This window comes from Streptomyces sp. NPDC126503 (assembly GCF_040302405.1).
Lineage (GTDB): Bacteria > Actinomycetota > Actinomycetes > Streptomycetales > Streptomycetaceae > Streptomyces > Streptomyces gulbargensis.
Map to the genome: position 1 here is coordinate 21215 of NZ_JBEORS010000030.1, position 13193 is coordinate 34407.

Genomic DNA, 13193 nt, shown 5'->3' on the forward strand with positions numbered 1-13193 from the left:
GCCCCGCCCCCGACGGCCGGTCACGGATACCGAGTGCCATGCTGTCCTTCATCGCCCGCCGGATCACGGCCGGGGCCGTGCTCCTGGTCGTCATCTCGTTCCTCTCCTATCTGCTGCTGTCGGTCCCAGGCACGGACGTCGGCCGTCAACTCCTCGGCCAGGGCGCCGACCAGGCCGCCGTCGACGCCAAGAACGCCTCCCTGGGCCTGGACCGGCCGGTGCTCCGGCAGTACGCCGACTGGCTCGCCCACGCCGTGCGCGGCGATCTCGGCACCTCCTGGTTCACCAGCGAGGACGTCGGCCAGGCCGTCGCGAGCCGGCTGCCGGTCACCGCCAGTCTGATGCTCGGTGTCACCCTCGTCACCACGGTCGTGTCGTTCCTGCTCGGGGTCTGGGCTGCCGTCCGGCGCGGCGCCGTCGACCGCTTCGTACAGGTCCTCGGTGTCGTGGGCTACGCGCTCCCCGGCTTCCTGGTGACGCTGGTCATCGTGCTGGTCTTCGCGGTCCGCCTGAACCTGTTCCCGGCCATCGGGTACATCCCGTTCACCGAGTCGCCGGGCGGCTGGCTGTCGACCATCACCCTGCCGGTCCTGTCCCTGTCGCTGGCGTCCGTGGCCGGCGTCTCCCAGCAGGTACGCGGCGCGGTGATCGACGTACTGCGCCAGGACTACGCCCGTACCCTGCGCGCTCGCGGGCTGCCCGCCTGGCGGATCGTGTTCCGGCACGTGCTGCGCAACGCCTCCGCCCCCGCGCTGTCGGTCCTCGGCATGCAGTTCGTGGGACTGCTGGGCGGCGCCGTCATCGTGGAGCAGATCTTCGGACTGCCCGGCATCGGCAGCATGACCGTTCTCTACACCACCCGCGGCGACATCCCGGTGATCATGGCGCTGGTCATGCTCACCGTGATCGGCGTCGTGTTGATCAACCTCCTGGTCGATGTCCTGATCGGCTGGCTCAACCCGAAGGCGAGGTCCGCATGAGCGAGCACCTTCCGGCCGACGTGCCCGCCACCCCGGCCCGCGCGGCAGAGAGGGGAACACCGCCCGCCCGCCGGGGCGACGTCCTGCGCCGGCTCCTGCGCAACCCGCTCGGCGCCGTGTCCGCCGCCGTGCTGCTGCTCCTCGTCCTCGCGGTCCTCCTGGCGCCCTGGCTCGCGCCGCAGGACCCCGCGGCGTCCTCGCTCGGCGACGCGTTCGCCGGCCCCAGCGGCGCCCATCCCCTGGGAATGGACTCCGCGGGCCGGGACATCCTCTCCCGCCTGCTGCACGGCGGACGCAACACACTCGGCGGGGCACTGATCGCCCTCGGGATCGCGCTCGCCCTCGGCGTGCCGGCCGGACTGTACGCGGGCTACCGCGGCGGCTGGTTCGACTCCGCCGCCGGGTGGACCGTCAACCTGGTCATGGCGCTGCCCGCCATGGTCGTGCTCCTCGCCTCCCGCGCCATCCTCGGGCCTCAGGTCTGGGCCCTGATGATCGTGCTCGGCGTGCTCGCGGCACCGAGCTTCTTCCGCCTCGTCCGCGGCATCGTCGCGGGCGTGCGCAAGGAGCTGTACGTGGATGCCGCGAAGGTGTCCGGGCTCTCCGACGTCCGTATCGTGGCCCGGCACATCCTGATCGTGGTCCGCGGGCCCGTCATCATCCAGGTGGCGCTCGTCGCGGGCGTCGCGATCGGACTCCAGGCCGGTCTGGAGTTCCTCGGCGTCGGCAGCGGATCCTCCGCCACCTGGGGCGCCATGCTCAACGAGGCGTTCCAGAACATCCAGCGCGCACCGATGCTGATGCTGTGGCCGGGCCTTGCCCTAGGGCTGACCAACGGCGCCCTCGTGCTGCTCGCCGGGGCACTGCGCGACGTACTGGAGGACCGCGCCGGGGAGCCGGTCCGCCCCCGCCGGACCGGGCGCCGCCGCACCGACGCAGCACCCTCGGCCGACGCGGCACCCGCGGGCGACCGCACCACCCTGCTCTCGGTGCGCGGCCTCACCGTCGTCTACGCCCGGCCGGACGGCACCGGCAAGGAAGTCGTGCACGGCGTCGACCTCGACGTGCGCGCCGGGGAGATCGTCGGGCTCGTCGGCGAGTCCGGCTCCGGGAAGACCCAGACCGCCTTCGCCGTGCTCGGCATCCTGCCCGACGGCGGACGGATCGGCGGCGGCAGCGTGCTCGTCAAGGGACAGGAGGTCGTCGGACTGCCCGAACCGGCCCGCCGCGCGCTCCGCGGGCGCACCGTGGCCTACGTCCCGCAGGAGCCGATGAGCAACCTCGATCCCGCGTTCACCATTGGCAGCCAGCTGACGGAGCCCATGCGCCACGTTCTCGGCATCTCCCGCGCGCAGGCCGCCCGACGCGCCGTCGAACTGCTGCGCCTGGTGGAGATCCCCGACCCGGAGCGCACCCTGCGTCTGTACCCCCACCAGATCTCCGGGGGCATGGCCCAGCGTGTCCTCATCGCCGGCGCGATGTCCTGCGATCCCGAACTCCTCATCGCGGACGAACCCACCACCGCGCTCGACGTGCGCGTCCAGGCGGAGGTGCTCGACCTGCTGCGCCGGCTGCAGAAGGACCGCGGCCTCGGTGTCCTCCTGGTCACCCACGACCTGGGCGTGGTGGCGGACCTCTGCGACCGCGTCGCCGTGATGAACGGCGGCCGGATCGTGGAGACCGGCCCCACCGAACAGGTCCTCCACTCCCCCGAGGACCCCTACACCCGGACCCTGCTCGGTGCCGTCCTCGACGAAGCGCCGGCACGCGCCTCCTGGCGCCCCCGAGAGGCGAGGAGCACCACCGTATGACCGCCACCGAAGCCGCTGTCTGCGCTCAGGCCCTGCTCCAGGTGCGTGACCTACGCGTCGCGTACCCCGGCACCGGCCGACGCGCCCCGCTCAACGAGGTGCTCAAGGGCGTGTCGCTGCACATCCGGCCGGGTGAGACCCTCGGTCTGGTCGGCGAGTCCGGCTCGGGCAAGACCACCATCGGCCGCGCCGTCCTCGGACTCGTCCCCGTCCGCTCCGGTACCGTCACCTTCGCCGGAGAGCGGATCGACCAGGCCGGCCCCGCCCGCCGCCGCGTGCTGAGCCGCGACCTCCAGGTCGTCTTCCAGGACCCGTACTCCTCCTTGAACCCCTCCCTCACCATCGGGGACATCCTCGCCGAGCCGCTGATCGGCCAGGGCACGAGCGCCCGGGAGGCCAGAGGCCGGGTGCGTCATCTCCTGGACCGCGTCCATCTGCCTGTCGACGCCGCCGCCCGCCTGCCCCGCGAGTTCTCGGGCGGCCAGCGCCAGCGCGTCGCCATCGCCCGCGCCCTGGCGCTGCGCCCCCGGCTGGTCATCTGCGACGAGCCCGTGTCCGCCCTGGACCTCACGACCCGACGAGCCGTCCTCGACCTCCTCCTGGAGATTCAGGAGGAGACCGGAACCGCCTATCTCTTCGTCACCCACGACCTGTCGGTGGTGCGCTTCATGAGCCACCGGGTGGCGGTGATCCACCGCGGCGAGATAGTGGAGACGGGCGACGCGGACACCGTCACCACGGAGCCGCAGCACGCCTACACCCGGTCCTTGATGCTCGCCGCACCCGTCGCGAACGTCGCCGCCCAGCGCCGACGCCGGGAGGCGCGGCGCGTGAGCGCCTGACGTCGGCCGCGGTCATGCGTCGCCTTCGCGCTTGGGTGGCTGACGTGGCAATACCCTCCCCCGCCCGCGGCGGATGCGTGCCCGGCTTCACATGACGGAGCGGGCCGGGCCGGGCAGGCGGGCGCACCGCGGGCGCTGAGCGCCGCAGGCACCATGGCGTCGCTCAGCTGGGCAGGTTGGGCTGGGGGCACGGCACACGTGAGGACGAGGAGCGGTTCCGCGGCTCCGGTGGAAGGGGGCGCGGGCGCACGCGCATGCTTGGCACGTCGTCTGAGGACGGCGCCGGTGTACGGGCCGGAGTATCCGAGTCGGCCCGACGATTCGGGGGGATCCGTCGATGACGGCGGTGCCGACGTCCGAAGCTGCGCCTCACACCGCACGCCATCGGGCGGGGGTGGGCAGGAGCGTTTCTCCGGTGAAACCGATCGCCCGGGCAGTCGACCCGCGGCTGATGCGCCCGCGCGGGCGCCGCTAACGGGCAGGCCGACGTGTGCCCGGGCCGCTGCAGACATCCGCCCTGCTGTACCAAGGCGCCCGCCCGACCGTCGAACGCCACTCCGCGCCCGCCGGCGGCTTGGACGCCGCCGCGTCGGCGAGGCGGACGTCGTCCTCGATGCGGTTCAGGGTCATCCGCGAAGGGTGGCCGCTGCCCGCTTCCCGGGGAACGGGCGTTTCCCGGCTGGTATCTGAAGACGATCAACTCATGATGCCTGGCCCCCTGCCTACGGGCCCGGACGCCGCCGAGCGCCTGGACCATGACACCGACCGGCCGGCTCGTAGCACCGCAGTGACAGGGGTGGCTGCTGCCGAGGGGCCGCTCGCCGGGCGCTGCCGTGGTCGGTCGAGCCTCACCCGGGAGTGGCCGGGTGCCACCCACTCCCACAGCGGGGAGGTCACCGGCGGCTGTGAGCCGTCCCTCGGCTACACCCGCGAGCAGGTCCGCGGAGGAGGAGCGGCTGCGCCGACAGGTCGCGGACCTGTCGGCGGCCGCCTCCACGCACCCGTACTGGAACGGGCTGGAGCTGGAGCCTGCGTGCGCGACCGTGCGGATGGCGGTCTACGACCGCGGCATCCTTGGCCGGCGACGGACCTGCCTCACGCCGGGTACGGCAGGAGTCCGGTGTCGATCTTCTCCCAGGCCGCCTTCAGCTGCGCGAGCAGCGCGGGCCGGTCCGCGGCGAGGTCGGCCTGCTCGCGGGCGTCGGTGGCCAGGTTGTACAGGTGGTCTCGGCCGTTCGCGTCGCGGTAGTACTTCCAGTCACCGCGTCTGAGAGCCCGGTTGCCGCGCACTCGCCAGAACAGGTCCCGCTCGGGTACCTGCTCGCCGCGCAGCAGGTAGCCGGCGAGGCTGTGCCCGTCGAGCGGGTACGCCGGGTCGGGCCGGGCGCCGCCGAGGTCCAACAGGGTGGCCGTCCAGTCCGGCGAGTAGAGGGGCAGGTGGCTGACCTGGCGGGCGTCGATGCCTGCCGGCCAGCGCAGGATCGTCGGCACCCGGATGCCGCCCTCCAGCAGGCGGGATTTGCCGCCGCTGAGGGGCCACTGGTACGAGAAACGCTCCCCGCCGTTGTCGCTGGCGAAGACGACGACCGTGTTCTCCTCCTGGCCGGAGCGGCGCAGCGCGGCGAGCACCTTGCCGACCGAGGCGTCCAGGTTCTCGACCATCTCTTTGTACTTCTCCACCGAGCCGCCGTCGTTGTGCAGCAGTGCGCCCAGTACGTTCCCGGAGCGGATCTCCGCGGCGATCTCCGCAGCCGTTTCCTGGTCGTCCTCGGTGAGCCACGGCCAGTGGGGGGTGGTGAAGTTGAGGTTCAACAGCCAGGGCCGGTCGTGGTCGCGGGTGACGTACTCGACAGCACGCTCGGTGAGGACAGTGGTGTAGTAGCGCAGGTCCTTGTAGGTCGCGTCGCCCTCGTACAGGTCGTAGTCGCCGAGCTGGCCCAGTTTGGAGAAGTACTCCAGGGCACCGCCGAAATTGCCGAAGAACTCGTCCCAGCCGGACTTGGTGGGGCTGTAGTCCGGCAGCCAGCCGCAATGCCACTTGCCGATCAGAGCGGTGGCGTAACCGGCCTTCTTCAGCAACGAGGCCAGGGTGGGGTGGCTCGGGTCCAGGCCCTGGGTCCGGCTGCCGATGGGCTCGGCCAGCCCGCCTGCGGTGCGCCCGGGGTAGCGGCCCGTGTAGAGGCTGAAGCGGGTCGGGGAGCAGGTCGCCGACCCGGAGTAGGCGTTGGTGAAGCGTATGCCCTGGGCGGCGAGCCGGTCCAGGTTCGGCGTGCGGATGTGCGGGGCTCCGTAGGACGACAGGTCGGCCCAGCCGAGGTCGTCAGCGAGGATGAACAGGACGTTGGGACGTGTGCGGGGCCGGAGGGCGGCGGGGCGTGAGCGGAACGGGCGTTCACCGGGGGTGGCGGACGCGGTGGCGGACGTACCGGCAACGGCCATGACGGCCCCGCCGCCGACCAGCCCACCGAAGACACGACGGGATATCTCGGGCATGCGTGATCCTGACGAAGTGAAGAAGAGAAAGAAGGGGCGTACGCGGGCGCGGGTCAGCGACAGACGGCGCTGGAGTGGCGGCACAGGTCGACGTGGCGGCGCTCCACGAGCGCGACGCACACGTGCCGGCGGACAGCAGTGGGCCTCATGACCTGGGACGTTGGCAGCCGGTCCCGGTTTCGGTCAAGAAGATCGCCGTCGAGTTCACGCAGCCGCAACGAGGCGTCGGCCGGCCTTCTTCGGGAGTAGCACCGTGCGGCTCTCCGCCGTGGCCTCCACCCGCACCCGATACGTCCCGTCCGGAGCCTGTGCCCCCTGTTCTTGGCCGGTGTCGACCGCCACCCTGTTCCCTGCCGTTCAGTTCATGTCCGATGTCAGCGGACAATCCCGGGGCGACACATCGCGTGAGGATCTCTCAGGGGCGAGGTCGAGCCGCCAGTTGTTGCAGCGCATCGGACGGCCCGGCGGGTATTCGAAGGCGCACTCCCCGAGCAGTTCGAACCCCACCTTGTTGCATACCGCGTTCGAGGCCGCGTTCCCCGTCGACGGGAAGGCGTGCAGATGGCGGCGGGACCCAGCGGCCCGCGCCTCGGCCACCACCGCTCGCGTGGCGGCTGTCGCCACACCACGCCCCTGGAAGCCGGGCAGCACTGCCCACCCCGTCTCGTAGACCGGCGTGCCGCGCCACTCACGGGACCAGAACCCGATGGAGCCCGCCACCTCCTCCTGCGGCAGCAGTACGATCCGGAACATGCGTCCCGCACCCGTGGTGTCGGCGCTCAGGTCCACGTACCGGCGGTGGCGGCGGGTGAGTTGTGCCTCGGTCTCCGGTCCGCCGAGGTGCGCCGTCAACTCCGCAGCGTTCAAAACCCGCAGCAGTGCCGCGTCGTCCTCGGACCAGGGCTCCAGACGTACCGCCCGCTTGTCATCGTCCACGGGCTCACCGTAACCCGGGCCACGCACATCGGCGCCGCGGCCGAGTCCGTCCTGCTGCGCTTCTGCGGCCCCCGGGACGCACTCGCGACGTTCCTGCGCACTCGGGTTCATCGGCCTGCGTCGCTGGTCCGGCTTGAGGGCTGCCAGGTCCTGCTTCGCTGGAGGCAGAGAAGGGCATCCTGGGCCTCTACGCCGTCCCGTACGACGTCGAGGTCGGGGCGGCGCCGGTGCCGTTCCGGCGTGGTGGGCGTGCGACGTCTGCGCGGCGCGGGAGCCGATCGTCGTGCCCGCCGCGCGCGCCACAGCGGGGGCCGGGCGGCCGAGCGCTCCCGCGGCCGGTGCACGAACAACCGGCCGGGTTCGGTGCGTCGTGCGGCGATCGGCCACGGTGCCGGACAGCATGGAGTGAGCCGTCGGCGGATCCCGGGACGACCGGCGCGAAACGGGGCTGTGGTGAGGGGAGCAACGAGGATGGGCGAGGGACGCTTCAGCCGGCGCAGCCTGCTGCGGGCCTCCGCGGCGGGGCTGGCCGTGACGGCGGTCCCGGCCGCGGCCGAGGCGGCTGCCGCCACCGGCCTTGCCGGGTCCGGCGACGCCGGGGAAACCGTCCTCCGGTTCCGCGAGGTGACGGGAGGGTCGGTCACCGCATCGCGGGACGGGTCCGTGTTGATCGCCGAGGTGCAGGGCGTGCTGTGGCGCATCTCGCCGCAGGGCGGGGCGGCGACGCGGATCACGGACTGGGAGCTGGAGGCCACCCGTCCTGCGTTGTCACCCGACGGCGCGACGCTGGCGGTGGGTGGCTACCGGGGCGGTGGTTTCCACCTGTGGACGCTGCGGACCGACGGCAGCGCGCTGCGGCGTATCACCGACGGGCCCTGGGACGACCGGGGTGTGGCCTGGTCGCCGGACGGCACCCGTCTCGTCTTCGCCTCCGAGCGCGGGGGTGACCCGGTGACCGGGGCGCCGTTCGGTCTGTGGACCGCCGACCCGGACGGCGGCCGGGCCGTACGGCTGACCGGCGGTGACTTCGAGGACTTCGACCCGGCGTGGTGGCCGGACGGACGGTCCGTGGTGTGCGTGCGTGCCGCCCATAAGCAGGGCGGGGGTGACGACGGCGGGCTGACGCTGGTGCGGGTGCCGGTCGACGGCTCTGCGGGACAGGTGGTGGTGCATGAGGTGGCGGACGGACGGTTGATGTGTCCGTCGGTGTCACCGTCGGGCCGGGTGGCCTGCGTGTACCTGACGAGCATCGCCGCGGCCCCGGGGCTGCCGGCCGGCCGGGCGGTGCTGCTCGTCGACGGCCGGGCCGTGGCCGGGGACGAGGACGTGGCGGCCGCGCCGCCGTGCTGGCTCGGTGACGACCGGATCGTCTACGTGGCCGACGGCAGCGTGCGCATTCGTACGCTGGGTCCGTCGGGCTCGGTGCGGGACGTGCCCTTCACCGCCGACATGGCGGTCCCGCGGACCCGGCGGTACATCAGGCCGTCCTCCCCCGCCGTCACCGATCGGGTGCGCGGCATCCATCTTCCCGCCCTGTCGCCCGACGGGAGCACCGTGGCGTTCGTCGCGCTGAACGCCCTGTGGCTGCAGCCCCTGGGCGGCAGGCCCCGTGAGCTGCTCCGGGCCGCCGCCGTGCACCACCTCCAGATGCCCGCCTGGGCTCCGGACGGGCGGAGTCTGCTGTACTGCACCGACCGGGACGGGCTGACCGCCGTACGCCGGCTGCATCCCGACACCGGTCGCGACGAGCCGGTCACCGGGCCGGGGCGGCTGTACCCGGCCCTGTCCCCGGACGGTTCCGTCCTCGCCTGCCGGGATGTCACCGGCACCGTGCTGCTGCGCGACCTGACCAGCGGCCACGAGCGGGTGCTGGCCCGGCCGCTGGCCACCGACGGCCCGCCGGGCGCGCCGACCTGGTCACCCGACGGCCGGTACCTCGCCTTCTGCGACCGCAACCGGCTCAACCACCGCTTCCGCGAGGGCTACCACCTCATCCGCGTGCTCGACACCCGCACCGGCACCGAGAGGCGCCACCTGCCCGCGCCGCACCAGTCCCTGTCCGACCGCGCCGCCGCGGGACCCGTCTGGTCGCCCGACGGCCGCTGGATGGCACTGGTCGCCGAGTCGGTGCTGTGGCTCCTGCCCGTCACCGCCGACGGCACCCCCGTCGGCCCCCCGCGCCGGCTCACATCCGAACCGGCCGACCACCCCAGCTGGGGCGGTTCCGGCACCCTGCTCTACCTGTCCGCGGGCCGGCTCCGCCTCCTGGACCTCGCCGACGGTCCCGCTCCGGCGCGGCCCCGCACCCTGCCCGTACCGCTCACCCACCGCCCGGCGCGCCAGCGGGAGCGGCTGCGCGTCCACGCCGGCCTGCTGTGGGACGGCACCGGGTCCGCGCTCCGTGACGACGTCGACGTCCTCATCGAGGGCTCCCGGATCACCGCCGTCGAACCGCACCGCGCCCGCCGCCCCGGCCACCGGACCGTGGACGTCTCCCATGGCACCGTCCTGCCCGGCCTGTTCGACAGCCACACCCATCCCTACAGCGCGATCTACGGGGCCCGGCACGCCCTGACCGCGCTGGCCTACGGCATCACCACCACCGCCTGCCTGGGCGCGTCCCTGTACGAGGCTGTCCGGCTGCGTGAGTCCCTCGCGGGTGGGCACAGCACCGGTCCGCGGCTGCTGGCCTGCGCGGAACTCATCGACGGTGCCCGGACGGCGTACGCCATGGGGCGCGCCCACCGGACGGCCGCCGGTGTGGCGCGGAGCTTGGAGCGGGCCACCACGATGGACGTCGACTTCGTGAAGACCTACGTCCGCGCCTCGGGCGAGGTCATGGCCCAGGCCGCGCGGGCCGCCCACCGGCTCGGGGTGCCCAGCGGAAGCCACCTGTGCGCGCCCGGCCGCGCGGCCGGGCAGGGCCTGACCACCCACCTCCAGGCGACCCAGAGGCTGCCCTACGGCCACGCCACGACTCCGGCCGGCCACCTGTACCAGGACACCGTCGAGCAGTATGCCGACGGCGGCTTCGGCCTGGTCATGACCCCGTTCTCGGCCCAGTACCTTCTGGGCGCGGACCCTGCGCTGGCCGACGATCCCCGGGTGCGCACCCTGATGCCCCCGTGGGACGCCGCCGCCGTCGCCGAGCGCGCGCACACCCCGCCCACCGGTGCGCAGCGGGCGGCTCTGGCCACCGAGATGGCCCACTACCGGCGCCTTACCGCCGCCGGTGCCCGGGCGGCCCTGGGCACCGACGCACCGCTGGTCCCGCCCGGACTCTCCCTCCACCTGGGCCTGCGCGCCCTTCACCAGCACGGCTTCACCGCCGCGCGGGCGCTGCACTGTGTCACCACCGTCCCGGCACGGCTGTTCGGGGTCGACCGCGACCTCGGCACCGTCGAACCTGGGAAGATCGCCGACCTCACGATCGTCGACGGAGACCCCTTCACCGACTTCGGCCGCCTCGTGCACACGACTCTGGTCCTGCGCGGCGGGGTTGTCCACCGCCAGGAGGACCTGGTCCGCTCCCGGGAGACCACCACCCACCCGACCCCCCGGTCCGGGACCTGGCTCGACGTTGCCCACCATCTGCAACAGGGCTCGTGCTCGCAGCCGGGCACGGCGTTCCGTTCCTAGACCGTCTTCCACGGCCCGTGACGCTCGGGCAGGTCACGCCGGGTGACAGGCACCGGCTGGATCAGCGGGCCGGCGTCGCCGAGGAGGTCGTACGCGGGGTGTTCACTCGGGCCCGCCAGGGCCGAAGGGGCCGAGAAACTGCTCCCCGCCGGGCATGTAGAACTCGTATGCCTCAGTCCACTCCGCCCGCCATCCCGGCGGCCGGCGTCGCGTTCAGCGTCGGCCAGGACCAGCAGGGGCCCTCGCCCACTGCAGCGCCACGCCCCCGCAGCGGGCCCCGGGTCGGTGGCGGCGAGACGCGCGCACTCCCGGTGCTGGACGAGGAGCAGCTGCTGGGCGTCCCGGTCGGGGCCGGACACCGTCGCTGCTGAGGTCAACTCCAGGCCCAGGTCGAGGCGGCTGTCCGTGGTTCCGCCGCGCGTCCGCGACGGCGCGGGGCAGCCGACCCACCTCAGGACGCGCTGCTCCACCCGGCGCTCGGAGAGTACAAGTCGAGCAGGTCCACCACGAAAACCAAGGTCGAGTGCGCCGGGATCAGCGGTGACGGGGACTCCTTGCCGTAGGCGAGACGCGGAGGAATGACGATTTCGCGCCGACCGCCGACTCTCATTCCCCGCACACCCCGGTCCATGCCCTTGATGGCCTTGCCGCCGCCCAGGGCGAACTTGAACGGTTCCCCGCGGTCCCAGGAAGCGTCGAACTGCTTGCCGGACTCGAAGGTCACCCCTACGTAGTGCACCCGGACCACCATGCCCGGCTTCACCTCGGCCCCATCACCGACAACGAGGTCGCGGATGGTCAGCTCGGTGGGAGCGGCACCCTTCGGAACGTCGACCTCGGGCTTCGTCTGCTCACCCATACAACCTCATCACACCATGCGGACACACGGACTCTCCATGGCAGCCTATGCCGGTCTCGTGGCGGTCACGGACGCTGCTCGGGGGATGGACCGCTGTTCTCTCCCTTGCCTGGGACAAGAAGACAGCCCCATGTGCCCACCCGCTTGCCTCGCACACCTCCTGCGGCGCCAGGACGCGGGCGCCGTCCGCAAGGGCCAGCCGTGGGAGCCTTCAGCTGGAATCCCTACTCCTCGCGGTCTACCGGCTCACCAACCTGACCATGAGCCAGCTCGTCCCGCTCTTCGGGATAGAAGTCCGCGGCGGACCGGAGCATCGACCATCGTCGGCCAGGGCCTGGCCACAGCCACCCTGGGCGCACCCTTCACCACCGCGACCCGGGCCTTCGCCGGTGGCATGGGCGACCTCCTCGCACCCGCCTTCGGGACCTCCTGAGCCGCCCAGCACAACACCCATGCCGCCGCCCCCTTGGCTCCTCCATCAACCAGTGACGGAGGCGCAGACCTACCACTGGACCGCGCCCGGGCGGCCTGTCCGCCTGTCAGGGGTTGGCCGGCCGAGTAAAACCGGGTGCGGTCGGTCACCGCGATGGTGTGAGATGCGGGACATGACGATCGTTCTGAACGAGCCCGGAGTCGGGGGGCTGGCCGGGGTCGTGGATGCCCTCCGGGTATGGCAGGACGACCACACGCCGCTGCAACTCCATCCAGGAGACCTCGGCTGGGCCTGGGCGCTGGGCGCGGAGAGGCTGGCCGCGGCGATCCGTACCTGGAGCGTGGACGGACGGATCATCGCCGTCGGATACCTGGACGAGCCTGATCTGCTGCGCCTGACGACCGCGCCTGATCTGCGGCAGGACGGTGATCTGGCGCGCCGGCTGCTGGCGGACCTCGATGATCCGGAGCGCGGGGTCCTGCCGCCCGGGAGAGTCGGCCTCGAAATCCCCAGCGGTGCCCTGCTCCGCGAGGTCCTCTTGGAGGCAGGCTGGTTTCTTGACGAGTCGTGGACGCCACTGCGCCGCGGCCTCTCCGAGCCGGTGAAGGAATCCGGCCTGCGGATCGAGGTGGCCGGTCCGGAGACGGCCGGCGTGCGGACCGCAGTGCACCGCTCGGCGTTCGGCAGCCCGGCGTTCACCGAGGAGCTCTGGCACGTCCTCGCGGCCGGCCCGGTCTATGCCGACGCCCGCTGCCTGATCGGCTACGACGACCAGGACAACGCGGTGGCCGCGGCGACGGTCTGGTCGGCCGGGCCCGGCAAGCCCGGCCTGCTGGAGCCGGTGGGCGTGCACGCGGACCATCGCGGTCGCGGCTACGGCACGGCGATCAGCCTCGCCGCTGCGGCGGCGCTGCGTAAACTGGGTGCGTCAAGCGCACTCGTCAGCACCCCGACCTCGAACGCCGCCGCCGTCGCCGCCTACAAGGCAGCCGGCTACGAGGCCTCGCCCGAACGGCTGGACGTCAGCCGAGCCGCCTGAGAATGGGCAGGCGACGGTATCGGACAGGCCCCGTCGCTGAACCTGGCCGGCCCCGGACGCCCTCTGTGGACGTTCGGATTCCGCTGTTGCCGCGCTCCAGCGAGCGTCGTCGCCGGTGGCGGGAACATCGCCAGGCCATGGACGGGCTCTTGTGGGAGATA

Annotated in this window: 10 protein-coding genes and 1 pseudogene; 7 read left to right on the forward strand and 4 right to left on the reverse strand. The window is 72.7% G+C overall.

All coding sequences use genetic code 11. The annotated features are described in order from the left end of the window. The first annotated feature begins 38 nt into the window (after positions 1 to 38). The 4 genes and pseudogenes from ABTY40_RS27835 to ABTY40_RS30955 form a co-directional block, all read left to right on the forward strand. Entirely contained in the window at positions 39 to 980 is a 942-nt protein-coding gene (locus ABTY40_RS27835; RefSeq protein ID WP_352062019.1) for an ABC transporter permease, read from the forward strand. Next, the gene (locus ABTY40_RS27840) at positions 977 to 2791 is read left to right on the forward strand and encodes a dipeptide/oligopeptide/nickel ABC transporter permease/ATP-binding protein (protein ID WP_352062020.1); all 1815 of its coding nucleotides are present in this window, start codon (positions 977 to 979) and stop codon (positions 2789 to 2791) included. The genes ABTY40_RS27835 and ABTY40_RS27840 overlap by 4 nt, the downstream gene beginning before the upstream one ends. Next, on the forward strand, positions 2788 to 3633 hold the full coding sequence (locus tag ABTY40_RS27845) for an ABC transporter ATP-binding protein (protein WP_352062021.1): 846 nt from the start codon (positions 2788 to 2790) through the stop codon (positions 3631 to 3633). Before ABTY40_RS27840 ends, ABTY40_RS27845 begins: the two co-directional genes overlap by 4 nt. 866 nt (positions 3634 to 4499) lie before the next feature. Beyond that, positions 4500 to 4646: pseudogene (locus ABTY40_RS30955) on the forward strand (DUF8825 domain-containing protein); the annotation flags it as partial. 82 nt (positions 4647 to 4728) lie between these two features. Here ABTY40_RS30955 and ABTY40_RS27850 read toward each other — a convergent pair. The 3 genes from ABTY40_RS27850 to ABTY40_RS27860 all read right to left on the reverse strand — a co-directional run bounded on the left by ABTY40_RS27850 (position 4729) and on the right by ABTY40_RS27860 (position 7062). Beyond that, the gene (locus ABTY40_RS27850) at positions 4729 to 6126 is read right to left on the reverse strand and encodes a sulfatase family protein (RefSeq protein WP_352062022.1); all 1398 of its coding nucleotides are present in this window, start codon (positions 6124 to 6126) and stop codon (positions 4729 to 4731) included. Positions 6127 to 6179: 53 nt separating this feature from the next. Further along, the gene (locus tag ABTY40_RS27855; protein WP_352062023.1) at positions 6180 to 6275 is read right to left on the reverse strand and encodes a putative leader peptide; all 96 of its coding nucleotides are present in this window, start codon (positions 6273 to 6275) and stop codon (positions 6180 to 6182) included. A 208-nt stretch (positions 6276 to 6483) separates the two neighbouring features. Next, on the reverse strand, positions 6484 to 7062 hold the full coding sequence (locus tag ABTY40_RS27860; RefSeq protein ID WP_352062024.1) for a GNAT family N-acetyltransferase: 579 nt from the start codon (positions 7060 to 7062) through the stop codon (positions 6484 to 6486). A gap of 471 nt (positions 7063 to 7533) precedes the next feature. Between ABTY40_RS27860 and ABTY40_RS27865 the strand changes: the two genes are divergently transcribed. Next, positions 7534 to 10701 carry an amidohydrolase family protein gene (locus tag ABTY40_RS27865; protein WP_352062025.1) on the forward strand — a complete coding sequence of 1056 codons (3168 nt, stop codon included), beginning with the start codon at positions 7534 to 7536 and terminating at the stop codon, positions 10699 to 10701. A gap of 167 nt (positions 10702 to 10868) precedes the next feature. Then, positions 10869 to 11072, forward strand: coding sequence for a hypothetical protein (locus ABTY40_RS27870; RefSeq protein WP_352062026.1), 204 nt, complete (start codon positions 10869 to 10871; stop codon positions 11070 to 11072). Between the two features lie 80 nt (positions 11073 to 11152). Here the strand turns inward: ABTY40_RS27870 and ABTY40_RS27875 are convergent, their stop codons facing one another. Then, positions 11153 to 11560, reverse strand: a complete 408-nt coding sequence (locus tag ABTY40_RS27875) for an FKBP-type peptidyl-prolyl cis-trans isomerase (protein WP_352062027.1) — start codon at positions 11558 to 11560, stop codon at positions 11153 to 11155. 605 nt (positions 11561 to 12165) lie between these two features. Here ABTY40_RS27875 and ABTY40_RS27880 point away from each other — a divergent pair. Continuing rightward, entirely contained in the window at positions 12166 to 13032 is an 867-nt protein-coding gene (locus ABTY40_RS27880; protein WP_352062028.1) for a GNAT family N-acetyltransferase, read from the forward strand. Positions 13033 to 13193: the final 161 nt, after the last annotated feature.